Annotated in this window: 21 protein-coding genes and 2 pseudogenes; 6 read left to right on the top strand and 17 right to left on the bottom strand. The window is 39.7% G+C overall.

Translation table 11 applies throughout. The features are described 5' to 3' along the window. Positions 1-100 precede the first annotated feature (100 nt). From HFK82_RS01820 to dnaG, 3 genes and pseudogenes are all read right to left on the bottom strand, one after another. Positions 101-436 carry a metal-sulfur cluster assembly factor gene (locus HFK82_RS01820; protein ID WP_168260588.1) on the bottom strand — a complete coding sequence of 112 codons (336 nt, stop codon included), beginning with the start codon at positions 434-436 and terminating at the stop codon, positions 101-103. 18 nt (positions 437-454) lie between these two features. Beyond that, positions 455-1,564 carry an RNA polymerase sigma factor RpoD gene (gene rpoD, locus HFK82_RS01815; protein ID WP_168260587.1) on the bottom strand — a complete coding sequence of 370 codons (1,110 nt, stop codon included), beginning with the start codon at positions 1,562-1,564 and terminating at the stop codon, positions 455-457. A gap of 8 nt (positions 1,565-1,572) precedes the next feature. Next, positions 1,573-3,385, bottom strand: a pseudogene (gene dnaG, locus HFK82_RS01810) (DNA primase). 133 nt (positions 3,386-3,518) lie between these two features. Between dnaG and mscL the strand changes: the two are divergent. Continuing rightward, the gene (gene mscL, locus HFK82_RS01805; protein WP_168260585.1) at positions 3,519-3,899 is read left to right on the top strand and encodes a large conductance mechanosensitive channel protein MscL; all 381 of its coding nucleotides are present in this window, start codon (positions 3,519-3,521) and stop codon (positions 3,897-3,899) included. A gap of 50 nt (positions 3,900-3,949) precedes the next feature. Here the strand turns inward: mscL and rpsU are convergent, their stop codons facing one another. The 6 genes from rpsU to HFK82_RS01775 form a co-directional block, all read right to left on the bottom strand. After that, entirely contained in the window at positions 3,950-4,126 is a 177-nt protein-coding gene (rpsU, locus tag HFK82_RS01800; protein ID WP_000048058.1) for a 30S ribosomal protein S21, read from the bottom strand. Positions 4,127-4,405: 279 nt separating this feature from the next. After that, positions 4,406-4,663, bottom strand: coding sequence for a VOC family protein (locus tag HFK82_RS01795; RefSeq protein WP_240928800.1), 258 nt, complete (start codon positions 4,661-4,663; stop codon positions 4,406-4,408). A 178-nt stretch (positions 4,664-4,841) separates the two neighbouring features. Further along, on the bottom strand, positions 4,842-5,657 hold the full coding sequence (locus HFK82_RS01790; protein WP_154454691.1) for an ABC transporter substrate-binding protein: 816 nt from the start codon (positions 5,655-5,657) through the stop codon (positions 4,842-4,844). A 151-nt stretch (positions 5,658-5,808) separates the two neighbouring features. Next, positions 5,809-8,073 carry a glycogen/starch/alpha-glucan family phosphorylase gene (gene glgP / locus HFK82_RS01785; protein WP_168260584.1) on the bottom strand — a complete coding sequence of 755 codons (2,265 nt, stop codon included), beginning with the start codon at positions 8,071-8,073 and terminating at the stop codon, positions 5,809-5,811. Between the two features lie 21 nt (positions 8,074-8,094). Continuing rightward, the gene (malQ, locus tag HFK82_RS01780; protein WP_154454689.1) at positions 8,095-9,600 is read right to left on the bottom strand and encodes a 4-alpha-glucanotransferase; all 1,506 of its coding nucleotides are present in this window, start codon (positions 9,598-9,600) and stop codon (positions 8,095-8,097) included. Positions 9,601-9,756: 156 nt separating this feature from the next. Next, complete coding sequence (locus tag HFK82_RS01775) at positions 9,757-10,782, bottom strand: LacI family DNA-binding transcriptional regulator (protein ID WP_168260583.1); 1,026 nt, start codon at positions 10,780-10,782, stop codon at positions 9,757-9,759. 342 nt (positions 10,783-11,124) lie between these two features. Here HFK82_RS01775 and HFK82_RS01770 point away from each other — a divergent pair, with 342 nt between their 5' ends. From HFK82_RS01770 to HFK82_RS01760, 3 genes and pseudogenes are all read left to right on the top strand, one after another. Continuing rightward, positions 11,125-12,387, top strand: a complete 1,263-nt coding sequence (locus tag HFK82_RS01770) for an extracellular solute-binding protein (RefSeq protein WP_168260582.1) — start codon at positions 11,125-11,127, stop codon at positions 12,385-12,387. 64 nt (positions 12,388-12,451) lie between these two features. Further along, positions 12,452-13,820 (top strand): annotated as a pseudogene (locus HFK82_RS01765) (carbohydrate ABC transporter permease). Beyond that, complete coding sequence (locus HFK82_RS01760; protein ID WP_168260581.1) at positions 13,820-14,656, top strand: sugar ABC transporter permease; 837 nt, start codon at positions 13,820-13,822, stop codon at positions 14,654-14,656. Before HFK82_RS01765 ends, HFK82_RS01760 begins: the two are co-directional and overlap by 1 nt. A gap of 102 nt (positions 14,657-14,758) precedes the next feature. Here the strand turns inward: HFK82_RS01760 and HFK82_RS01755 are convergent, their stop codons facing one another. The 4 genes from HFK82_RS01755 to uvrB form a co-directional block, all read right to left on the bottom strand. After that, positions 14,759-15,223, bottom strand: coding sequence for an 8-oxo-dGTP diphosphatase (locus HFK82_RS01755; protein ID WP_154454685.1), 465 nt, complete (start codon positions 15,221-15,223; stop codon positions 14,759-14,761). A gap of 23 nt (positions 15,224-15,246) precedes the next feature. After that, entirely contained in the window at positions 15,247-15,618 is a 372-nt protein-coding gene (locus tag HFK82_RS01750) for a type II toxin-antitoxin system death-on-curing family toxin (protein WP_168260580.1), read from the bottom strand. Beyond that, positions 15,615-15,872 carry a type II toxin-antitoxin system Phd/YefM family antitoxin gene (locus tag HFK82_RS01745; RefSeq protein ID WP_168260579.1) on the bottom strand — a complete coding sequence of 86 codons (258 nt, stop codon included), beginning with the start codon at positions 15,870-15,872 and terminating at the stop codon, positions 15,615-15,617. The genes HFK82_RS01750 and HFK82_RS01745 overlap by 4 nt, the downstream gene beginning before the upstream one ends. A 78-nt stretch (positions 15,873-15,950) precedes the next feature. Beyond that, complete coding sequence (gene uvrB / locus HFK82_RS01740) at positions 15,951-17,942, bottom strand: excinuclease ABC subunit UvrB (protein WP_154454682.1); 1,992 nt, start codon at positions 17,940-17,942, stop codon at positions 15,951-15,953. Between the two features lie 191 nt (positions 17,943-18,133). Here uvrB and HFK82_RS01735 point away from each other — a divergent pair, with 191 nt between their 5' ends. Both HFK82_RS01735 and HFK82_RS01730 read left to right on the top strand, forming a co-directional pair. Next, the gene (locus HFK82_RS01735; RefSeq protein ID WP_168260578.1) at positions 18,134-20,314 is read left to right on the top strand and encodes an amino acid ABC transporter substrate-binding protein/permease; all 2,181 of its coding nucleotides are present in this window, start codon (positions 18,134-18,136) and stop codon (positions 20,312-20,314) included. Further along, positions 20,314-21,054: an amino acid ABC transporter ATP-binding protein gene (locus HFK82_RS01730; RefSeq protein ID WP_168260577.1), complete on the top strand. Its 741-nt coding sequence runs from the start codon at positions 20,314-20,316 to the stop codon at positions 21,052-21,054. The genes HFK82_RS01735 and HFK82_RS01730 overlap by 1 nt, the downstream gene beginning before the upstream one ends. 357 nt (positions 21,055-21,411) lie before the next feature. Here the strand turns inward: HFK82_RS01730 and HFK82_RS01725 are convergent, their stop codons facing one another. From HFK82_RS01725 to HFK82_RS01710, 4 genes are all read right to left on the bottom strand, one after another. Continuing rightward, a complete protein-coding gene (locus HFK82_RS01725; RefSeq protein ID WP_168260576.1) occupies positions 21,412-21,576 on the bottom strand; it encodes a hypothetical protein in 165 nt (54 codons plus the stop codon). 92 nt (positions 21,577-21,668) lie between these two features. Beyond that, complete coding sequence (gene obgE / locus HFK82_RS01720) at positions 21,669-22,982, bottom strand: GTPase ObgE (protein WP_168260575.1); 1,314 nt, start codon at positions 22,980-22,982, stop codon at positions 21,669-21,671. Positions 22,983-23,046: 64 nt separating this feature from the next. Then, positions 23,047-23,175, bottom strand: coding sequence for a DUF4044 domain-containing protein (locus HFK82_RS01715; protein WP_167829270.1), 129 nt, complete (start codon positions 23,173-23,175; stop codon positions 23,047-23,049). Between the two features lie 71 nt (positions 23,176-23,246). Next, entirely contained in the window at positions 23,247-23,975 is a 729-nt protein-coding gene (locus HFK82_RS01710; RefSeq protein ID WP_154454677.1) for a pseudouridine synthase, read from the bottom strand. Positions 23,976-24,010: the final 35 nt, after the last annotated feature.

Below are 24,010 nucleotides of genomic sequence, written 5' to 3'. Positions count from 1 at the left end.
TTCTCCTTTACTTCATTCCCTTTCATTTTACACTATTTTACTGAAAAAAGCACTAATAATTCAAAAAAGAACAGCAAGGCTCTTGCTGTTCTTTCATCTATTATCGAATGCCTAGAGCAATGCGAGCATAGCGGCTCATCTTATCAACTGTCCAAGCAGGATACCAAACCAACTTCACTTCTGTCTTAGTGACTTCAGGAATATCACGCATCGCATCATGAATTTGGTCTGTCAAAAGGTCAGCCAAAGGGCAACCCATTGTTGTTAAGGTCATATCAATTTCTGTATGACCATCTTGGTTGAAACGAATTTCATAAACAAGGCCAAGATTCACAATATCAATTCCCAACTCTGGATCAATAACCATTTCCAAAGCTTCAAGGATACGATCTTTGATTTTAGCAACTTCTTCCTCAGTGTACTTTTGTTCTAACATAGGCAAACCTCTCACTCATTAGTCTTCAATAAAGTCACGTAGTTGTTTACTACGGCTTGGATGGCGTAATTTACGAAGAGCTTTCGCTTCAATTTGACGGATACGTTCACGCGTAACGTTAAAGACTTTTCCGACATCTTCTAAAGTACGCATTTTACCATCATCCAATCCAAAACGCAAGCGCAAGACATTTTCTTCACGGTCAGTCAAGGTGTCTAACACTTCATCCAATTGTTCACGAAGAACGACACGCGTTGTGTAGTCCACTGGATTTTCAATCACTTCATCTTCAATGAAATCACCTAAGTGGCTGTCATCTTCTTCACCGATTGGGGTTTCCAAAGAAACAGGTTCTTGAGCAATTTTCAAGATTTCGCGAACCTTGTCAGGTGTCATGTCCATGCGTTCAGCGATTTGTTCTGGCGTTGGATCTTGTCCAAGCTCTTGAAGGAGGTTACGTTGTTCACGAACCAATTTGTTAATGGTTTCTACCATGTGAACAGGGATACGAATAGTACGGGCTTGGTCAGCAATAGCACGCGTGATCGCTTGACGAATCCACCAAGTCGCATAAGTTGAGAATTTGAACCCTTTTGAGTAGTCAAATTTATCAACGGCTTTCATCAAGCCCATATTGCCTTCTTGGATCAAATCAAGGAACTGCATCCCACGACCAACGTAACGTTTGGCAATAGAAACCACCAAACGCAAGTTTGCTTCTGCCAAACGCTGTTTGGCTTGAAGGTCACCTTTAGCAACGGCAACCGCCAATTCTTTTTCTTCCTCGCTAGTAAGCAAAGGAACAACACCAATTTCTTTAAGGTACATACGGACAGGGTCATTGACCTTAGCAGAATTGCTACCAAGCAACTCTTCGTCAGTCAATTCTTCTGGCTTTGGTTCTTCCACAACGTACTTGCTTGAAGGATTACCTTCCTTGTCTGTGATGGAAATACCACCATCCGTTAAACGCTCTAGAAGGTCATCAATTTGATCAGCATCCAATGAAAATGGAATAACTAATTTTTCAGTAACCTCATCATCAATGGCTGTTCCATCCTTTTTATGATTACGAATAAATTCTGCAACTTGAACATTAAAGGTTGTGATTTCTTTTTCTTTTGCCATATTTTCCTCTATTCCATATTTCTTTTTTGAGCAATGAGATTTTCTAAAGCTGCTAGTGCAGTATCCACATCTCCAAGATGGCTCGATTCACGAACAAGTTTGCCTTGTTTTTGCAATTCACGCTCTTGGAGAAGACGATTGCGACGGTCGATAATCTCTTCTATTTCATTCGTTGAAATCTCATCTGGTAAATTTTCTTCTAAAACGCGGTAATACATTTGACGCGTTGATTCATCTAATTGTGCCAAATCATAGGAATCCAACTTCCCTTCTTGCAACAATAAGTTATATAAAACCTGCAATTCCTTAGTATCAAAGGCAAATATATCGTTACTGCGAAATTCATTAAGCAGGTAATCATGCGTTAACAGACGGTGCATGAGCTGGCACTCTGCTCTTGTAATAGCAGAGATTTTTTTTGAAATGGGCAACTCCACTACTGTCACAGCCTGTTTGGCATAATTACCCTGCATGGCAGAACGGTTTTGTAAGCGTTCATTGTTGACAGATTGCTCGATCTGATAGTAATCAAAATCAGGGAGCAAATCAGCCACCATACTAATATACGAATTTTGAGCCGTAATAGAAGGCGTTTGCGCGATAATCTTTGAAATTTGTTCCACGTAAGCAATTTCTGATTGCAAGTTATCGCTATTTTCAGGCTTCAAGTAACGAATCAAAAATTCCGTGCTGCTAATACGGTAATTTTCTAATAAATTAGCCAAATCCTGAGGTGAATTTTTGTGAACAAATTCGTCTGGATCCATTCTATCAGGTAGACTGACAATCTCAACATCCAACCCCTTCAACAGTTCCAAAGATTTAGCAATAGCGTGCTGTCCGGCCGCATCACCATCATAGGTCAAAACCACTTTCTTAGCATAGCGTTTCAAATGGCTGACATGTTCAGGTGTCAAAGCAGTCCCCATAGAAGCTACTGCATTATCAATTCCTGAACGGTAAGCTGCAATCACATCCATGAAACCTTCCATTAGGTAAACTTCATGAGTCTTACTCACACTAGGACGTGCCTTATCCAAGTGGTACAGTTCGTACGATTTATTAAAAATAACGGTAGAACGCGTGTTCTTGTACTTTGCTTGCTGACTTTCCACATCTTCTCGTGACCAAATGCGCCCTGAAAAGGCGACAATCCGCCCCTTGTCATTTGTCAAAGGAAACATGATACGATTTTGAAAAGCATCGTAGAAACGGTTTGATTGCTCAGAGAAATTAAAAAGACCTGAGTTCATCAAAACCTTTTCATCGTAATGTTTTGAGAGAGATTGGTAGAGAAAATCAGAGCACTTGGGCGACAAACCAATGTTAAAATAATCAATCACATCGTCTGTTAGACCACGACTATGTAAATAAGCCTTAGCTTCTTGCCCTTCTTTTGTCGTTTTCAAGACGGCACTGTAAAACTTAGCCGCATCCTTTTGAATATCCAACAACAATTGATTAGGGTTTTGGGTCCTGGTTTCAACTTGTTGCGGTCTATCATTTGGTATGGTAATACCTGCACGTTTTGCTAGCAGGCGCACACTATCTAAAAAACTAACTTGGCGGTATTCTTCTACAAATTTGTAAACATCCCCTGATTTTCCGCAGCCAAAACAGTGAAAGAACTGCTTATCCTCAACCACGTTGAAGGATGGGGTTTTCTCTTTATGAAAAGGACATAAGCCAACATAATGACGACCAGCACGTGTCAAATCAACAACTTCACCGATGACTTCCACAATATTCACGTGACCTTTAATCTTGGAAATTAATTCTTTGTCGATTGCCAAAAACACCACCTCCACACACTAATCCCATTATACTTTTGAAACTTATTATACCATTTTCAAGGTTTTTTGTAAATTTTTTAGAATTTAGCATATTTAGAGCATTTTTGCCACTTTTTTGGTATAATACTATTGTAAACGTTTTATTTTTTAGGAGGTTTATTATGATAAAGGAATTGAGGGATTTTTTGTTTAAGGCTAACGTCTTAGACCTTGCTGTTGCCGTGATTGTTGCGGCTGCTTTTAATGCCATCATCACTTCACTCGTTGAAGATGTGATTACACCACTCTTCCTAACACCCGCTTTGAAAGCTGCTGGGGTTGAGCAAATCACTGAGTTATCCTGGAATGGTGTGGCTTATGGTAGCTTTCTTAGTGCCGTTCTTAACTTCTTGATTGTCGGTACAACCCTATTTTTCATCGTCAAAGCAGCTAATGTCGCAACATCTCTAGGCAAACAAAACCAAGAAGATGCCGAAGAAGATGCAGCACCGACTCAAGAAGAATTGCTTACAGAAATTCGTGATTTGTTAAAAGAAAAATAAGAATGACAAAAGAGACGCCTAGCGTCTCTTCTTTTTTATCTAAGATTTTATTAGAATTTTTTACGTTTGCGAGCTGCTTCTGATTTGCGTTTACGTTTTACAGAAGGTTTTTCGTAGAATTCACGTTTGCGTGATTCTTGAAGAGTCCCAGCTTTAGTCACAGAACGTTTGAAACGGCGAAGTGCGTCGTCTAAAGATTCGTTTTTACGTACTACTGTTTTTGACATGTGTCTCACCTCCTCAAGATAATGTAACATTTACACGTTCTTAATAAGAATACCAAAATTATGAAAAAAGGTCAATCCTTACGTGCATAAAAATGTATTTATTTTTTGAAAACATGTTTTTTATTACCAAACTTATGACTTCTTTAAGGAAAGAACTCTATACTATAGACAATCCTAATAAACTTTCTTTTTCATAATCTCCTAAGCGGCTACTTTTCAAGTGGTCGCTTTTTTGCTTACTCAGAAAAAGCGAAATAATATCCCTCGGGATTACAAAAATTACAAGCCAAAGTTTTTCCTATTTGCACCCACGTGAACGCCAGCTTTTAAAAGTTCTTCACGCTTTAAGGCGACATCGTCACAATGAAACATCAAAGATGGAGTGGCTAAAACAAGTTCTGGTGAGTAAGCTGCTACTGCCTCTTTATCCAGCAAGACAATAGCTGTTTCTGCCTCAGGTGTCGGACTTAAGACAAATATATTTGCGCCATCTGGTCCAGGCACGGTTTGTTTTAATGTAAAACCTAGTTTATCCACCCAAAATTGAGCACAACTTTTCTGTATGGTCAATATACAGCATCACTTGAGCAAGGTAATTCATCTCTAATCTCCCTCTTTTATGGCTTTTTATGAGTCATACCTTACCTACTTTTTTAAAAAAAGCAATCAAAACGCTCACAAAAAAAGACCTCAAAAGGTCCTTAAACTATTGATGTTATTCGTCGCTGCTGCTTCCAGTCAATTTAGCAGCGTCTGAAATGAATTGTTGGTATTTACCTTCATCTTTTAGTTTTTTGATGACTTTGTTAACGGTATCAACCAATTCACCACTGTCTTTTGGCATAGCTACAGCTTTGGCATCACCATCACCTGTTTTAAGCGCAAAGCTTGCTAAAGCCAAATCTGGGTTTTGATCCAAGTAACCTTCTGCAACAGGTTTTTCAAGGTCAACAGCTTGAACTTGTCCTGATTTCAATTCATTGATGGCTTCACCCATTGATGTCAATGAAATGATGTTTGCATTTTCCAATTGCTTTTTAGCCAAGTCTTCTTCGACAGTTCCTTTTTGAACAGCTACTTTTGCTCCAGACAAACTATCAATTGAGGTGTACTTGTCAACGTCGCTAGCTTTTACCAAGATGGCATTTTCATCTTCATAGTAAGGATCTGAGAAATCGTAAACTTTTTTACGAGCTTCTGTTGGTGACAAACCTGAAATCGCCATATCTGCCTTACCTGTTTGAAGGCTTGATAGCACGTTATCAAAGCTCATTGATGAAATTTCCAATTTTACTCCCAATTCGTCTGCAATCGCTTGAGCCAATTGCACATCAGCACCGACAACGGTATCTTTACCGTCCACCAAAGCTTTAAATTCAAATGGAGCATAGTCTGGGCTCATAGCGACAACGAGTTTGCCTTTTTTCTCAATTTTTTCTTGAAGGTTTTCATTAGACGAGCTGCCACAAGCTGTTAAAGTCATGAACAAAGCTAAACCAAGAATCCCTAATACTAATTTTTTGATTTTCATATTTATTCTCCGTTTATTAGTTTTTTATTTATTTTAGCTGCTTTTAAGGAATTTGTCAATCATTTTTTGAATAAAAATGCACAAAACTTATATTTCTATCATCATTCAGACAAAAAATGACCTAATCATAATGATTAGGTCATTTTTAAGCTTATTTGCTGTGCCAGATTTCGTCGTTGTATTGTTCGATTGTTCTATCTGATGAGAAGAATCCAGCTTTTGCAATGTTTTTGATGACTTTTGTCATCCAAACTTTTTGGTCTTCGTAGTCTGCAAGCATTTGTTCTTTGACAGCGATGTATTCTTTAAGGTCAATCAACGTCATGAACCAGTCTTTATTGATAAGTTCATTGTAAAGACGCTCTAGACGCTCTGCGTTACCAAGTTTAACCACATCGTCGCTCACAATGAAGTCCACTGCTTCTTTGATAACGGCATCGTTTTCGTAGTAATCTTTTGAAACATAGCCTTCTGTTGCATAAAGGTCAATAATCGTATCAGAATCTTTACCAAATGTATAAATATTATCCATACCAGCTAATTCAGCGATTTCGACGTTGGCACCATCCATTGTTCCAAGTGTCAAAGCACCGTTAAGCATGAATTTCATGTTACCAGTACCAGAAGCTTCTTTAGATGCCAATGAGATTTGTTCAGAAATATCTGTCGCAGGAATCAAGTGCTCAGCAACGGTCACATTGTAGTTTTCTACCAAGAAAACGTTGAGGTATTGGTTCACTTCTGGATCGTTGTTGATCAATTCTGACAAGCAAAGGATCAAGTGAATAATATCTTGAGCGATAGTGTAGGCAGGAGCTGCTTTACCACCGAAGACAACCGTTACTTTGCGTTCTGGCAAGTTACCACGTTTGATTTCAAGGTATTTATGAATCACATAAAGAGCGTTCATTTGTTGACGTTTGTACTCGTGGAAACGTTTGATTTGAGTATCGATGATTGAGTTTTCATCCAATTCGATACCTTTGTTTTCTTTGAGGTAACGTTTCAAGGCCAATTTATTGTTGTGCTTGATTTCAGCTAGTTTAGCATGAACGCTTTCGTCATCTGCATAAGCCAATAATTTTTCAAGCTTAGTCACATCTGTCAAGTAGTCGTCACCGATAAGCTCTTTCAAGTAATCCGCCAAGTCTTGGTTGGCAAATTCTAACCAGCGACGGAAAGTGATACCATTTGTTTTGTTATTGAATTTTTCAGGGTAAATATCGTAGAAAGGCTTCAATTCACTGTTTTTAAGGATTTCAGTGTGGAGGGCTGCAACCCCGTTTACTGAAGTTGAGAAGTGAATATCCATGTGTGCCATGTGAACACGACCTGATTCGTCAATGATTTGAACAGCTGGGTCACTGTATTCGCTAGCAATAAGTTCATTTAATTGTTCGATGATTGTTACCAAGTGTGGTACAACTTCGTTTAGATAGTCAAGAGGCCATTTTTCAAGGGCTTCTGCCAAGATTGTGTGGTTTGTGTAACCAACCATGTTTTTCACGATAGCAACAGCTTCATCAAAGGCAATGCCATGTTTTTCAGTCAATAGACGAATCAATTCTGGGATAACCATTGATGGGTGTGTGTCGTTGATTTGAACATAAGCGTAATCTGCCAAATCGTGCAAGTTAGAACCGCGTTCGATAGCCTCATCAATCAACAATTGTGCTGCGTTAGATACCATGAAATATTGTTGGTAAATACGAAGCAATTCACCGTTTTTATCAGAATCATCTGGGTAAAGGAAGAGCGTCAAGTTTTTCTTGATTTCTGTTTTATCAAATGAAATACCATCGTGAATCAAACCATAATCCAAACCATCGATATCAAACAAGTTGAGATAGTTTTTCGTATCACGTTTGTAACCCAAAACATCAATACGGTCTAGGCGTGATTTAAGCGTGAAATCTTTGAATGGCACATCGTAGCTAATATCTGTTGGAACCAACCAAGAATCGTCTTCAATCCAGTAGTTAGCTTCTGCTTCTTGTTGATTGTCCACGAAAACTTGTTTGAACAATCCACAGTGGTAGTTAAGCCCGACACCTTCACCGTTGATGCCAAGTGTTGACATTGAATCGATGAAGCATGATGCCAAACGTCCAAGTCCACCATTACCAAGAGATGGTTCTAATTCAACATCTTCCACTTCAGCAATTGATTTGCCTGCTGCTGCCAATTCATTCTTAACTTCCTTATAGATACCAAGGTTGATTAGGTTGTTTGACAAGAGTTTTCCGATAAGGAATTCAGCTGAGATGTAGTAGACTTTACGTTTAGCTGTATTTTTTGGTTTTTCTGCAGCTAGTTCTTTCACGAAGTGTAAAAGAGCGACGTAAATATCTTCGTTGCTCATGTCAGCAAGTGTTTGTCCTTTATGTTCAAGATAGTTTGTAAATGTAGTAGTCATGTGTATATCCTTTACTTTTTCTTATCCTTTGTTTGGGTTTTTACGACAGTAAAGCGCTGTAATGTCTTTCAAGAAGGCTTTGCGGTCATCCGTCAAATCTTCTTTGCGCATACGCCATTGCCAGTTGCCACCAACAGTATTTGGAATGTTCATGCGGCTTTCTGCAGGTTTGTCAAGCAAGTCTTGCATTGTCGCAATCGCAATGTGACTAACTGTTGCAAACAAAGTACGTAGCATAGCTTGTGTGATTGGTTCATTGTCACAACGGTGTGTGTATGCATCCACAAAAGCTTGTTGTTCTTCTGTTAAATTAGCATACCAGCCGTTAACCACTTCATTATCGTGTGTACCGTTGTAAGCAACACTATTCACGTCGCAGTTGTGTGGTGCGTCGATACTCTTACCTTCAACATCGTAGAAACCAAATTCTAGAATCTTCATACCTGGGAAGGCAGTATCTTTCAAAAGTTGGTCCGCTTTTTCATCAATGTAACCAAGGTTTTCAGCGATGATTGGTAAGTCACCTAATTCTTCTTTCACGACATCAAACAAGGCACGCCCTGGACCTGGTTGCCAGCTACCGTCGTTTGCTGATTGGTAGTCACCGCGGATTTCCCAGTAGTCTGAGAAGCCTTTGAAGTGGTCAATACGCAATAAATCGTACAACTTGAAGCCTTCTTTGATACGGTAAACCCACCAAGCATAGTTGGTTTTAGCGTGATTTTCCCATGCATAGATTGGATTGCCCCAAAGCTGACCGTCATCACTAAATTCATCAGCTGGTACACCTGCGATGCAAAGTGGATTCTTTTCAGCATCTACTTTGAAGAGTTCAGGCATTGTCCAAACTTCTACACTGTCTGCAGAAACGTAAATTGGCATATCTCCAATGATTTGGATGCCTTTTTGGTTAGCATAACGTTTCAATTCAGCCCATTGTTGATAGAAGAAATATTGGGTTACTTTGTGGTATAAAATTGCATCTTTCAATTGCTCGCGGTAAGCGTTGAGCGCTTGTTCTTCTCTTCTAACAATTGCTTTATCATCCCACTCTTGCAAGGCTTTGTTATTAAATGATTCTTTGATTGCCATGAAATCAGCGTAATCTTGTACCCAATCTGCTTCTTGCTCAAATTGTGCTAATTCTTCAACACGAGCTGGGTTGCTCAAAAATCCTTTAACGGCTTGTTCTAAAATAGGACGACGTAGGTCAAAAATACGGGCATAATCAACTGACTCAACATCATCTCCAAAGTTAACACCTTCAAATGCAGCACGGTCAAGGAAACCTTGGTCCGCCAATTGCTCTAAATCAATAAGGTGTGTGTTTCCAGCAGTAGCAGAAAATGATTGATAAGGGGAATCACCATAACTAGTAGTAGTCAGCGGTAAAATTTGCCAGTACGTTTGATCTGTTTCCACTAGGAAATCAACAAATTCATACGCCTCTTTTCCGAACGTTCCTACTCCCTGAGTGCCAGGAAGTGATGTAATATGCATTAATACGCCACTTGTGCGTTGGTTCATACGTTTTTTCTCCTTCATCAACAAAACTTTTTACATTGCAATTATAACGCAAGCGTTTGCATAAGTCAACTATTTTTGTTAAAAAAAATAAAAAAAGCTTTCATCACTCAAAGCAAAATGAGTTATAAAAGCTTTCGTTATGCTATTAGAATAGACTTATTCTTCACCGGAAATCCGACGCACACTTTCGCGTTCTCGCAAAATAAACGGTACTATGATTTTTTCAGTGATAGATGTTTTCGGTGATTTTATCAATTCTAGTAACCTTCTAAAACTGGTTCGACCTAAATTTGTAATATTAATGTCAAACGTAGTCAAATAAGGATGAATCAAGGTTGAATAAGAAGAGTTGTTAAAGGTAATAATCGAAATATCATCTGGCACACTTAATTGGTAGTAATGCAACAATTGCGTGATGCGAACAGATATTGTATCGGCAATTACAATCAAGGCTGTAGCTTCTTGCTCCTTAATCTGTTGAATGAAGGATTCTATAACCATAGGCTCTCTACGGTCAAACAAGAGAGCTGGCTGGCTTTTCAAGCCTAATTTTTCTGTGCCACGCAAGTAACCAAAATAACGTTCTGCTGATACTTCAGATTGCAAGTCATCGGTCACAAACAAAAGGTTGTGATGCCCTTTTTCATATAAGTACTCAACAGCCCGTCTTCCCATCAACTGGTTATCATTATCAATATAGGTAATGTCATTTTCATAACCTTCAGGTGCACCAACGATAACAAAAGGAACCTTATTATCCATCAAGTAACGACGAACAGGGTCTTCAGGGTCAGAATATAAAACGATAAAACCATCCACACGCTTTTGGCGGTACATCAATTTCACCTGTTCTTCTAATTCATCAACGGTCATCCCTGTTGCAATTGAAACAGTAAAATCATGCAATTTTGCTTCACTTGTAATAGTAGAAAGAATTTGCATAAAGAAGGGTTCACTAAGGCGGTCAGGAGTTAGCAGAGGCGGAAAAATCAAGCCTATATTATAGGTTAAACTGCTTGCCAACATTTGTGCAGCGACATTTGGCACATAACCCAATTCAGCCATAGCCTGTCGCACCTTGTCTTTTGTTTTTTGAGAAATGGATTTATTGTCTTTTAACACACGACTGACGGTTGAGGGATTGACCCCCGCCTTAGCCGCGACATCTTTAATTGTAACCATCTAGTTCTCCTTTTCCTTTTTCATTTTATACTAGAATCCGTAAACTGACAAGATAATGTAAAATCTTTATCAACTCTTTTGCTAACCATTATACCCAATAGATATTTTTTAGACAACCGTTTGCTTAACAAAATACACTCTTTTATTTTAATTATATAGCTTTATTTCTAAAAACGATACAAAACCTATAATTAAAATATTGTATTCGATTACATTTTGTTATGATTTAGGGGGTAGGTTTGAAAATAAATTAAAATTTTTTCAAAAAAGTTATCAACAATAAACGCAAACGGTTGCATAATAAGTGTAAAATATTAAAAATCTTTCTCTAGGAGGGAAAACATGAAGAAGAATACCTGGAAAAAATTGTTCCTTGCTGGCGCTGGCCTAACACTTACTAGTAGTGTGTTAGTGGCTTGTTCGAATTCCTCATCATCGGAATCATCAAGTTCGTCATCATCTGATAAAACAATTAAATTGTGGGTTCCAACAGGCGCTAAAGCCTCTTACGAAGAAATCGTGAAGAAATTCGAAGATGAATCTGGCTACAAAGTCAACATCATCGAATCAAACGACTCTAAAGCTCAGGAAAACGTTAAAAAAGACCCTGAAAAAGCTGCAGACGTCTTTTCACTTCCACACGACCAACTTGGTCAGTTAGTTGAATCTGGTGTTATCCAAGAAATTCCAGATGATTACGCTAAAGAAATTAGCGAACAAGCAACTGAGCAAGCGATTGCCGGCGCACAATACAATGGTAAAACTTATGCTTTCCCATTTGGTATTGAATCACAGGTACTCTTCTATAATAAGAGTAAATTGTCTGCGGATGATGTGAAGAACTATGAAACCATCACAACTAAAGCAACATTTGGTGATACCTTCAAATCTATGAACGCTTATGACACTGCTCCATTGTTCATGTCTGTTGGTGATACTTTGTTTGGTGAAAACGGTGAAACTGTTGACGGTACAAACTGGGCAAACGAAGTTAGTGTTTCTGTTCTTAAATGGATTGCTGACCAGAAAAACAACAGCGGTTTCGTCAATACAACTGCTGAAAACACAATGTCTAAATTTGGTGATGGCAGTGTAGCTGCTATCGAAACAGGACCATGGGACTTGTCAGCTGCTCAAGAAGCTGTTGGTAAAGACAATCTTGGTATCGCTGTTTATCCAAAAATCAACATTGGTGGTAAAGACGTTCAACAAAAAGCCTTCCTTGGTGTGAAACTTTTCGCTGTAAACCAAGCACCTGCTGGTTCTGACACTGACCGTATTGCTGCCTCTTACAAACTCGCATCTATGTTGACTAGCGAAGAAAGTCAAGAAAATCAATTCACTTACGAAGGACGTAACATCATCCCTTCAAACAAAGCAGTTCAAAAATCTGATAAAGTACAATCTGATGAATTAGCACAAGCTGTTATCACAATGGCTTCATCTTCTGACTACACAGTCGTTACACCTAAACTTAGTCAAATGACTACTTTCTGGACTGAAAGTACTGCTCTTTTAAGTGATGTCTATAATGGTAAAATTCAAAGTAGTAAATACCTCACGAAATTACAAGAATTTGATGCAGATTTAGCAGCAGCTAAATAAGACATATGTAAAGTGGGGAAGTGCTTCCCCACTTTATTTTTTCAGTAATATAAAGGAGCTTTGTATGTTTAACTCACATCATTTTGACAGTGTGACGGTTCAAGAGGCTTTCAAAAAAGGTGGCTTTGATACAAAACTGTCATTTTTAATAATGGGATTTTCAAATCTCTATCATAAACAGTTTATCAAAGGCTTGTTATTCTTACTGTCTGAGATACTCTTTTTAATCGCCTTTGTGACTCAGGTCATTCCAAGTATTAACGGCTTGATTACTTTGGGAACAAATGCTCAAGGTTTGGTGGAAAAAGATGTCGGCGGAATTAAGATGAAGGTTGCCATGGAGGGTGACAACTCAATGCTGCTCCTCATTTTTGGTTTGGCTTCTTTGATTTTCTGTCTTTTCTTTGTCTATATTTACTGGTGTAACCTAAAAAGCGCCCATAATTTGTATGTTTTGGACAAGGAACATTTAAAAATTCCATCTTTTAAAGAAGATTTTGAAACCTTTGGCTAACGGTCGTTTCCACATGACTTTGATGGCTATTCCATTGCTAGGAGTGCTTTTGTTCACTGTCTTACCATTGATTTACATGATTTGTTTGGCCTTCACCAACTACGACCACAACCACTTGCCACCTAAGAGCTTATTTGACTGGGTCGGTTTCTCTAACTTTGGTAGCATCTTCAATGGACGCATGGCGGGAACTTTCTTCCCTGTTCTATCATGGACATTGATTTGGGCGATATTTGCCACTGTAACTAACTTCTTCTTTGGTATTGTCTTGGCTTTGATCATTAACACTAAAGGCTTGCGATTTAAAAAATTATGGCGAACAATCTTTGTTATTACCATCGCCGTTCCACAGTTCATCTCTCTTCTTATCATGAGAAACTTGCTTAACGATGCTGGTCCTGTTAATGCCATTCTTGAAAAAATTGGGTTGATTTCAGCAGCAAATCCACTTCCATTCTTATCAGACCCTATTTGGGCGAAATTCTCAATTATCATCGTGAATATGTGGGTTGGTATTCCAGTAACAATGCTTGTTGCAACTGGTATCATCATGAACTTGCCACAAGAACAAATCGAAGCGGCTGAAATTGACGAAGCAAGTAAGTTCCAAATCTTCAAGTCAATTACCTTCCCACAAATTTTGTTGGTGATGATGCCAAACTTGATTCAACAGTCTATTGGAAACATCAATAACTTCAACGTTATCTACCTGCTAACAGGTGGAGGACCAACAAACTCAAACTACTACCAAGCAGGTAGCACAGACTTGCTGGTTACTTGGCTCTACAAACTGACCGTTACCGCGGCAGACTACAACCTAGCTTCTGTTATCGGTATCATCATCTTTGTTCTTTCTGCAGTCTTCAGTCTTCTAGCTTATACAAGAACAAGTTCTTATAAAGAAGGGGTTGCAAAATAATGAAAAACAAAAAGCGATTAACACTAACATTTGTTTATATTTTATTGATTGTTTTATCAATCATTTGGCTTTTCCCTATCGTTTGGGTTGTCTTAACCAGTTTTCGTGGCGAAGGAACGGCGTATGTTAACTACCTTATTCCAAAAACATGGACACTGGATAACTACATCAAGCTCTTTACGTCAAGTGCCTTTCCTTTTGGGCAATGGTTCTTAAACACCTTGTACGTTGCAACCGTTTCATGTATCATTTCAACCTTTATCACAGTAGCCATGGCTTACTCATTGAGCCGTATCAAATTCAAACACCGCAATGGTTTCCTTAAAATTGCCCTTGTCTTGAATATGTTCCCGGGTTTCATGAGTATGATTGCCGTTTACTACATCTTAAAGGCATTCAACCTTGACCAAACCCTACTAGCCTTGATTTTGGTTTATTCAGCTGGTGCCGCACTCGGTTTCTACATTGCTAAAGGCTTCTTTGATACCATCCCGTATTCACTTGATGAATCAGCAATGATTGATGGGGCAACACGCGCTGATATTTTCTTTAAAATCACCTTGCCACTATCAAAACCAATTATCGTTTACACTGCTTTGATGGCCTTTATCGGACCTTGGATTGACTTCATCTTTGCCAAAGTTATCTTTGGTGATGCGACAAGTAAATACACTGTCGCTATCGGACTCTTCTCAATACTTGAACAAGATACCATCAATGAATGGTTCATGTCATTCACGGCTGGTTCGGTTATCATTGCTATCCCAATCACCTTGCTCTTCATGTTTATGCAAAAATACTACGTTGAAGGCATCACAGGTGGTTCGGTTAAATAATAGACAAGACACACACTCTCCTTCTTACAGTAATACACAAAAAATACACGAAAAGCTTGGATTATCCGTCCAAGCTTTTTTGTTGTTTTATCAAGGCAATACTCACCAAAATTCGCGTAGGAAGTCATCTTCTAAGCGTTCGCGGTAAAAGAGTTCGTTGAGATTATCCTCATCAAAGACACGAAGTAAATTCAGCATATCATAGGCAAGAGGAAGTTGTGGCAACTCTTGTCGAGATACCCATTTGACTTCGCCCTCATCAGACGAACGAAGGTTACCTTCAAATTCAGACGTGCGATAAAGAAAGACCAGATAACGCTCATCGTCCTTGGTGTACCAATGTTTCATGCCAACTAATTGCGGGTGTTTGATGGTTAAGCCCGTTTCTTCCTTAATTTCACGAATAACCGATTCAACCAAGCTTTCATGCGGCTCAATGTGTCCACCTGGTAGAGCAGCTCCTGACCAAGCATAACGTTTTGGGTCCCGAATCTGCATCACCAACCGCCCCCGATCGTCCTCAATCAGACACATATTGGTTAAAATCACATTTTGTGAACGTGACATCTCGTCCTCCTCATATACGAAAATCAATGATTTTCTACAAAATCTAAAATAGCTTCATACGTTATTTGTGATGCTGCTATACCAATCCCAAGATGAACCAATTCTTCATCTGTACACTCCAGTACAATACCATTAATTTCTAGGAGTACGAGCATCACAAAAATACCTATACAATTATTACCATCTAAAAAAGCGTGATTCTTAATCAAAGAGTAACATAGCCTAGAAGCCTTCTCTTCAATAGTTGGATAGCGATCAACTCCAAAATAAACATCGAAAACATTAGAAAGCGATGATTCGACTAATCCTTTGTCGCGAACACCATCTACACCTCCAGAAGCTGCAATTAATTGACTATGTAGGGCAATAACCTGTTCAACGGTTAAATGTTTCATTTTGCGAGTTCCTTAAAAGCATCTAAATGTCTTGACAAAATAGCATTTGCCACATCATCAACACTAGCTTGATCTGCAACAACTGTTTCTTCTTGTTCTTCTTGAACTAGGGTATTGTAATCAAGCAGGACATATTTAGGTTTATTATTCTTTAAAATAACAGCCGTTCCTTTATTGTCAACCATACGAGCTACTTTAGAAAAATTTTGATTTGCCTCAGTGATTGGAACTAAATTTTCAAGATCGATTTGCATTATGATTGCCCTCCTTTTTGATTATCATATCATTTTTAATGACGAAAAACAAAATAATAGGATGAATTTATCCTATTATTAATCCATCGCCTTTAATTCTAGCACCATATCGCGTAATTGGGCTGCCAGTTCAAAGTCAAGGATTTCTGCGGCTTCTTGCATTTGTTTTTGGAGTTTTTTGATGGTGTCTTGGCGTTCTTTTTTCGTCATGCTGTTGTAATCAGGAATATCTTCTGCCACGTCGGTGTCAGCCGTTTTCGAGATCGCAATCAAATCACGAATGTCTTTCTTAATGGTTTGTGGGACAATGCCGTGTTCTTTGTTGTAACGCATTTGGATTTCACGACGACGAGCCGTTTCATCCATGGCTTTTTGCATGGATTCGGTAATCTTGTCCGCATACATGATAACGTGTCCCTCACTATTACGAGCAGCTCGTCCGATAGTTTGGATTAAGCCACGTTCATTTCGCAAAAAACCTTCTTTGTCAGCATCCAAGATGGCCACCAAGCTAACCTCAGGCACGTCAATTCCTTCGCGCAGCAAATTGATACCAATTAAGACATCAAAGACGCCCAGACGCAGGTCACGAATGATTTCTGTCCGTTCTAGCGTCTTAATATCTGAGTGCATGTATTTGACCTTGACACCCATTTCCTTCAAGTAATCGGTCAAGTCTTCTGCCATTTTCTTGGTTAAAGTGGTAATGAAGGTTCGCTCACCTTTTTCCACACGGGCATTGATTTCACCCAGCAGGTCGTCCATTTGCCCCATGGTCGGACGCACTTCAACCTCAGGATCAAGCAATCCAGTCGGACGGATGATTTGTTCAACAATGGTATCCGTTTGCTCTAGCTCGTAGTCACCTGGAGTGGCTGACACATAAACAATTTGGTGAACGTGGCTTTCAAACTCTTCCCGACGTAAAGGACGATTATCCAAGGCACTTGGCAAACGGAAACCGTGATTAACCAGCATTTCTTTACGCGAACGGTCCCCGTTATACATGCCTTTGATTTGTCCCATGGTCATGTGACTTTCATCCACCATGATGAGAAAATCCTCTGGGAAAAAGTCTAGCAAGGTAAACGGTGGCTCGCCTTCTGAACGACCATCCATATAGCGAGAATAGTTTTCGACACCGCTAGTGTAGCCCATTTCGCGGAGCATTTCCACATCGTACTCTGTCCGCTGGCGAATACGTTGCGCCTCGATGAGTTTGCCTTCTGACTCAAATTGTTTGACCTGTTCTTCCATTTCCGCCAAGATCTCCTTGATGGCGTGCTCCATGTGCTCTTCGTTGGTCACGAAGTGAGTGGCTGGGAAAATCGCCAAGTGTTCCACCTCGCCAAGCACTCGTCCTGTCAAACTTTCAATTTCGCAGATACGGTCAATTTCATCCCCGAAAAATTCCACACGAAAGGCATGGTCATCACGGCTGGCTGGGAAAATTTCAACCACATCGCCGCGCACACGAAAACGCCCACGTTGGAAATCAATATCATTTCGCTCAAACTGAATGTCCACTAAGTCATTCAACAACTGATCACGTGAGATTTCTTGTCCAGGACGTAAGCTAACCACGCTATCTGCATATTCTTTGGGCGAACCCAAACCATAGATACAAGACACCGATGCGACAACAATCACATCGTTACGTTCCAGCAAGGCAGAGGTCGCCGAGTGACGCAATTTATCAATTTCATCATTCACCGAGCTGTCTTTTTCAATATAAGTGTCACTTGATGGCACATAAGCCTCAGGTTGGTAATAGTCATAATAAGATACGAAATATTCCACGGCATTATCAGGGAAAAATTCCTTAAATTCCCCGTAAAGCTGGCCCGCCAAGGTTTTATTGTGGGCAATGACCAAGGTTGGCTTGTTAACCTGAGCAATCACCTGACTCATCGTGTACGTTTTACCAGTTCCCGTTGCTCCCAACAGAATCTGCGCCTTTTCACCGCCTTCAATATTATCAACCAATTCCTTAATTGCTTCTGGCTGGTCACCAGCAGGCTGGTATTTTGATACTAATTTAAACTGATTATCTGTTACCCTATCAATCATGTTTTGCCTTCCTCTTCCATTGCTTTGATGTCCTCATTTTAACACAAGTTTGACGGAAAATCTGCTTTAGACTTCTTAAAGCAACTGGCATTTTTATGTTATATTTTCTAACATCGTCTGTTGCTTAAATTTGCCTTAACTTGTGAATTTTGATATAATGATACTATATACTAACCAAAAAGGAGACTAACATGAAGCACAAATTGAAAGCTCTTATGCTAGCTATGCTCTCTGTATTCTTTGTGTTGGGTGCAAAGACGACGCACGCTGATACGATTAAGATTGTGTCAGATACCGCCTATGCCCCATTTGAATTTAAAGACTCAGATCAAACCTATAAAGGTATTGACGTTGATATTATCAATGAAGTTGCCAAACGCGAAGGCTGGGACGTTGATATGACCTTCCCAGGTTTTGATGCGGCGGTAAATGCCGTTCAGTCTGGACAAGCAGATGCCTTGATGGCTGGTACGACAATCACAGACGCTCGTAAGAAAGTATTCACTTTTTCTGATCCTTACTACGATACCGCTGTTGTTGTATATACACGTGGCAACGCTAAAATTTCAAGCTACAAACAGCTTAAAGGAAAAACCATCGGGGTTAAAAATGGAACCGCTTCTCAAAGCTTCTTGAAAGATAATCAAGAAAAATACGGTTACACCATCAAAACATTTGATACCAGTGATCTTATGAATAACAGCCTTGATGCTGGTTCTATTGACGCTGCCATGGACGACGAACCTGTTGTTCAATACGCTATCAAACAAGGTAAAGATTACGCCATTAACATGGACGGCGAAAAAGTCGGTAGCTTTGCCTTTGCCGTTAAAAAAGGTAGCCAATACGAATACCTTATCGATGAATTTAACGAAGGTCTTGCTTCTATGAAGGAAGACGGTACTTATGATGCTATTATGAAAAAATGGCTAGGCGAAGACATTAGTGAATTAGAATCAACTGGTGACGCTAAGGCCAAAGCCACTCCAGTCAAAGATACTTATATCATCGCATCTGATACATCATTTGCACCATTTGAATACCAAGACGGTAATAACACCTATACTGGTTTTGATATGGACTTGATTAAGGCCATTGCCAAACAACAAGGTTTCAACATCAAAATCAACAATATCGGCTTTGATGCAGCACTCAATGCAGTGCAATCAGGACAAGCTGATGGGGTTATCGCGGGAATGACTATCACAGATGCCCGTAAAGCTATCTTTAACTTCTCAGATCCTTATTACACAACCAATATCATCCTAGCGGTTAAAAAAGGAAGCTCTGTTAAATCATACGAAGACCTTTCTGGTAAAACCGTTGGAGCTAAAAACGGTACTTCTTCTTACACTTGGTTGGAAGAACACGCTGATCAATACCACTACACTTTGAAAGCTTTTGATGAAGCTTCTACATTGTACGATAGTTTGAACTCAGGTTCAATTGATGCCTTGATGGATGATGAAGCTGTTTTGGCTTACGCTATCCAACAAGGACGCAACTTTGAAACACCAATTCCTGGTGAAGCTTCAGGTACCGTCGGATTTGCCGTTAAAGCTGGTTCAAATCCTGAATTGATTGAAATGTTCAACAACGGACTTGCAGCCCTTAAAGCAAACGGTACTTACGACAAATTAGTTGCTAAATACCTCACAACTTCTTCAGATACATCTAGCTCATCATCTGATTCAAGCGTGAATGAAACAACGATTTGGGGACTTCTTAAAAACAACTACCGTCAATTGTTGGCTGGTTTAGGAACAACCCTTGGCTTAACCTTGATTTCATTTGCGATTGCCACTGTTATCGGTATCATCTTTGGTATGATGGCTGTCGCTCCAAATAAAGTCCTACGTGGTATCTCAGCAGTCTTTGTTGACGTGATTCGTGGTATCCCACTAATGATTGTTGCGGCCTTCATTTTCTGGGGAATTCCAAACCTTATCGAATCAATCACAGGTCGCCAAAGCCCTATCAACGACTTCCTAGCAGCGACTATCGCCCTCTCACTAAATGCTGGTGCTTACATCGCCGAAATTGTCCGTGGAGGAATTGAAGCCGTACCAAAAGGTCAAATGGAAGCCAGCCGTAGTTTGGGTATCTCATACGGCACAACCATGCGCAAAGTTATTTTACCTCAAGCTGTTCGCCTCATGCTACCAAGCTTTATCAACCAATTCGTTATCTCATTGAAAGATACAACAATCATGTCAGCGATTGGTCTTGTGGAACTCTTCCAAACAGGTAAAATCATTATCGCCCGTAACTACCAATCATTCCGTATGTACGCTATCTTAGCAGTTATTTACCTCGTAATGATTACCCTTTTGACTCGTTTAGCAAAACTGTTAGAAAAGAGGCTTAAGTAATGTCAGAATTGAAAATTGATGTTCAAGATTTACATAAATCTTACGGAGACAATGAAGTCTTAAAAGGAATTACCACTCAGTTTCATGAAGGAGACGTTGTTTGTATCATTGGACCATCTGGTTCAGGAAAATCAACTTTCCTACGCACACTCAACTTACTTGAAACCATCACTAGCGGTAAAGTCATCGTTGACGGTTACGAACTTTCTGACCCTAAAACGAACGTCGATAAAGCCCGTGAAAACATCGGTATGGTGTTCCAACATTTCAACCTTTTCCCACACATGACCGTGCTTGAAAACATCACTTTCGCTCCTGTCGAATTAGGAAAAGAAAGCAAGGAAGAAGCTGAAAAACACGCGATGGAATTGCTTGAAAAAGTTGGCCTTGCAGATAAACGCGATGCCAAACCAGATAGCCTATCTGGAGGACAAAAACAACGTGTCGCCATCGCTCGTAGTTTGGCCTTGAAACCTGATATCATGCTTTTTGACGAACCAACATCTGCCCTTGACCCTGAAATGGTCGGGGATGTATTGAACGTTATGAAAGACTTGGCAGAACAAGGCATGACCATGTTGATTGTAACCCACGAAATGGGATTTGCACGCCAAGTGGCGAACCGCGTTATCTTCACAGACGGCGGTGAATTTATCGAAGACGGCACACCAGAACAAATCTTCGACAACCCACAGCACCCACGTCTAAAAGACTTCCTAGATAAAGTCTTGAACGTGTAACTGAGTAAGAAAAGCCAACAACTAAAGTTGCTGGCTTTTCTACGCTAAGTGTTATAACACTTAGCTAACTCACTTATTAGCAAAAAGAGCAAGTTATTATCGAACTTGCTCTTTTTGCTAATAACCTTTTGAAAATGGTCGGATGCTAAAGTATCTCGACTTTTTACGTTATCTACTATCAGGTAGATAACTTGATTTCTTACTAGCTCCCGATAAAAATCAATATTATTTTTATCAGGAACTAGTAACTCTCTAAATCTATTAGGAGTGTTGTCATTTTGCAGCTATAATACTTTTACTCTAGATAAAAAACCTAGCCATATAGGCTAGTTTTTAAAGTAAGCAGGCTTTATTCTTTTATTTCTCCTGCTTTTTTGCGGCTAACTTTTCGCGCTCCAACCGCAAACGTCTATTTGGGTTTAATGTATTGAACAGTTCTTCTAGCTTTTCAGCATTCCAAACATCGGCTGCTGATACAAAATTCCCATCTTTATCTCTAAAAGATATCGGTTTATCTCCCATAAGAACCCCCAATAAAATACAATATAAGATCAATTATAAATCATCACAATTCCTATCGTTAGATAACTATGCTATCAACGACAAGTGGCAGGTTAATCTACAAATTCAAATTCAATGTTACCGATTCGGACGATATCACCATCTTTGGCTCCGCGTTCACGAAGGGCTTCATCGACACCCATACCACGCAATTGACGGGCAAATTTCATTATAGATTCGTCGCGTTCCATATTGGTCATGACAAAGAGCTTTTCAAGTTTTTCACCTGACAATACCCATGCTGCATCGTCATCACGTGAAATCTCAAATGGAGGTTCGTCTGGATCAAAGCCATAGTAAACTTCTTCATCCACCATGTCATCATCAGTATAAAGCAAGAATTCATCTGTCTTAGCAAGCAATTCTGCTGTTGCTTCCATAAGATTATCCAAACCTTGATGTGCCAAGCTTGAAATTGGGAAAATCATTGGTATTTCTTCGAAATCATCGTAATTCGCAGCCAATTTTTCCTTAAAGACTTTCAAGTTTTCTTCGGCTTCTGGCATATCCATCTTATTGGCCACGATAATTTGTGGGCGCTCCATTAAACGAAGATTGTAAGTTTCAAGCTCGTTGTTAATCGCTAGATAGTCTTCGTATGGATCACGTCCTTCGCTAGCTGACATATCAATCACATGCAAAATAACGCGAGTGCGCTCAATATGGCGAAGAAATTGTGTTCCAAGTCCAACACCTTGCGAAGCCCCTTCAATCAAGCCTGGCAAATCAGCCATAGCAAAACTGTCACCTGATTTGGTGCGAACCATACCTAGGTTTGGCACGATTGTGGTGAAGTGATAAGCACCAATTTTAGGTTTAGCGGCTGTCACGACACTTAGCAAGGTTGATTTACCAACTGATGGGAAACCGACCAAACCAACATCTGCCAAGATTTTCAATTCCAACTGCAATTCACGCTCTTCACCTGGCTCACCATTCTCAGCAATTTCAGGTGCAGGGTTACGCGGAGTCGCAAAGCGGATATTACCGCGTCCACCACGTCCACCACGAGCAACTACAAATTCTTGACCATTTTCAACCAAGTCAGTGATAACTTTGCCAGTTTCGGCATCGCGTACTGTCGTTCCTTGCGGCACTCGAACAATCAAGTCCTCTGCCCCACGACCATGCATTCCCTTAGTCATACCTTTTTCACCTGATTTGGCTTTGAAAATGCGGTTATAACGAAAATCCATCAAGGTGCGCAAACCTTCATCCACTTTAAAGATGACTGAGCCTCCTTTTCCGCCATCACCACCCCAAGGTCCACCGTTGGGAACGTATTTTTCACGACGAAATGCAACCATTCCATCACCGCCACGACCAGCTTTGACACTGATTTTTGCGGTATCTAAAAACATACTCATGATTATTTCCTATTCTTTCATTAAAATTGCACTAAAGCATAAAAAAACGCCTCTTCAGCGTTTCTTACATAATAGAACCGATAGCAGCCGCTACAATGCCCCCTACGGTTACAAGAAGCATCAAGATAACAACTACCATTGTTAATTTTTCAAATAGCGTTTTTTTACGCGGTCCGTTTTCACCAAATGCCACTATTACATACCTCGCTCATTTACTTTATACCTATTATCATAACATTAAAGCAGCAAATAATCAAATAACTACTACAATTCCACACCAAATTCTGCTAAAGAAGCCACTTCTTCAGCACTTAAGCGACGCCATTCTCCCAATGCTAACGAGGTATCCAATTGTAAAGGTCCCATGCTGATGCGCTGCAAATCCACCACGGTTTTCCCGCAAGATTGAACCATGCGTTTCACCTGATGAAATTTTCCCTCTTTAATCGTAATCTCAACAAAACTCGTATCCGTGACCTTATCAACCTCTAAAATGCTCAATCGAGCAGGCTGGCAAACAAAGTCTTTCAAGGTAATCCCTTCAGCAAAAGCAGCTACGTCTTCTTTTGTCATCACACCAGCCACCTTGGCACGATAGGTTTTCTCCACGTGTTTTTTAGGTGATAACATGGCATGAGCTAGTTTCCCATTATTGGTCAATAGCAAAAGCCCATGGGTATCAATATCCAAACGCCCCACTGGAAAGACTTCCTTATCCCAAGCCGTTTTATCCAACAAATCCAAAACCGTTTGATGATGGTTGTCCTCCGTAGCTGAAATAACCCCTTTTGGCTTGTTCAAGAGATAATAAACGTATTTTTCATAAACAAGTCTTTGATTGTCAAAGACAATCTCATCAGTTGAGGCATCTATTTGGCGTTTTGCTGACGTTTCAATCTTATCATTCACACAAATTTGTTTTTTCTTGAGCAATTGCTTGACCTCTGTTCTCGATCCCAACCCTGCTTCAATTAAAAATTTATCTAAACGCATACTAACCTTTCTATAATGGCACTCTTTTTATTGTA

It is taken from the genome of Streptococcus alactolyticus (assembly GCF_012277075.1).
In the GTDB taxonomy this organism is placed as follows: domain Bacteria; phylum Bacillota; class Bacilli; order Lactobacillales; family Streptococcaceae; genus Streptococcus; species Streptococcus alactolyticus.
This window is presented reverse-complemented; position numbering and strand designations above follow the sequence as displayed.

Bases quoted from the DNA above. Each gene is read 5' to 3' on its own strand.
- HFK82_RS01820 (WP_168260588.1), bottom strand. From the start codon at position 436: ATGTTAGAACAAAAGTACACTGAGGAAGAAGTTGCTAAAATCAAAGAT.
- rpoD (WP_168260587.1), bottom strand. From the start codon at position 1,564: ATGGCAAAAGAAAAAGAAATCACAACCTTTAATGTTCAAGTTGCAGAA.
- mscL (WP_168260585.1), top strand. From the start codon at position 3,519: ATGATAAAGGAATTGAGGGATTTTTTGTTTAAGGCTAACGTCTTAGAC.
- rpsU (WP_000048058.1), bottom strand. From the start codon at position 4,126: ATGTCAAAAACAGTAGTACGTAAAAACGAATCTTTAGACGACGCACTT.
- HFK82_RS01790 (WP_154454691.1), bottom strand. From the start codon at position 5,657: ATGAAAATCAAAAAATTAGTATTAGGGATTCTTGGTTTAGCTTTGTTC.
- glgP (WP_168260584.1), bottom strand. From the start codon at position 8,073: ATGACTACTACATTTACAAACTATCTTGAACATAAAGGACAAACACTT.
- malQ (WP_154454689.1), bottom strand. From the start codon at position 9,600: ATGAACCAACGCACAAGTGGCGTATTAATGCATATTACATCACTTCCT.
- HFK82_RS01775 (WP_168260583.1), bottom strand. From the start codon at position 10,782: ATGGTTACAATTAAAGATGTCGCGGCTAAGGCGGGGGTCAATCCCTCA.
- HFK82_RS01770 (WP_168260582.1), top strand. From the start codon at position 11,125: ATGAAGAAGAATACCTGGAAAAAATTGTTCCTTGCTGGCGCTGGCCTA.
- HFK82_RS01760 (WP_168260581.1), top strand. From the start codon at position 13,820: ATGAAAAACAAAAAGCGATTAACACTAACATTTGTTTATATTTTATTG.
- HFK82_RS01755 (WP_154454685.1), bottom strand. From the start codon at position 15,223: ATGTCACGTTCACAAAATGTGATTTTAACCAATATGTGTCTGATTGAG.
- HFK82_RS01750 (WP_168260580.1), bottom strand. From the start codon at position 15,618: ATGAAACATTTAACCGTTGAACAGGTTATTGCCCTACATAGTCAATTA.
- HFK82_RS01745 (WP_168260579.1), bottom strand. From the start codon at position 15,872: ATGCAAATCGATCTTGAAAATTTAGTTCCAATCACTGAGGCAAATCAA.
- uvrB (WP_154454682.1), bottom strand. From the start codon at position 17,942: ATGATTGATAGGGTAACAGATAATCAGTTTAAATTAGTATCAAAATAC.
- HFK82_RS01735 (WP_168260578.1), top strand. From the start codon at position 18,134: ATGAAGCACAAATTGAAAGCTCTTATGCTAGCTATGCTCTCTGTATTC.
- HFK82_RS01730 (WP_168260577.1), top strand. From the start codon at position 20,314: ATGTCAGAATTGAAAATTGATGTTCAAGATTTACATAAATCTTACGGA.
- HFK82_RS01725 (WP_168260576.1), bottom strand. From the start codon at position 21,576: ATGGGAGATAAACCGATATCTTTTAGAGATAAAGATGGGAATTTTGTA.
- obgE (WP_168260575.1), bottom strand. From the start codon at position 22,982: ATGAGTATGTTTTTAGATACCGCAAAAATCAGTGTCAAAGCTGGTCGT.
- HFK82_RS01710 (WP_154454677.1), bottom strand. From the start codon at position 23,975: ATGCGTTTAGATAAATTTTTAATTGAAGCAGGGTTGGGATCGAGAACA.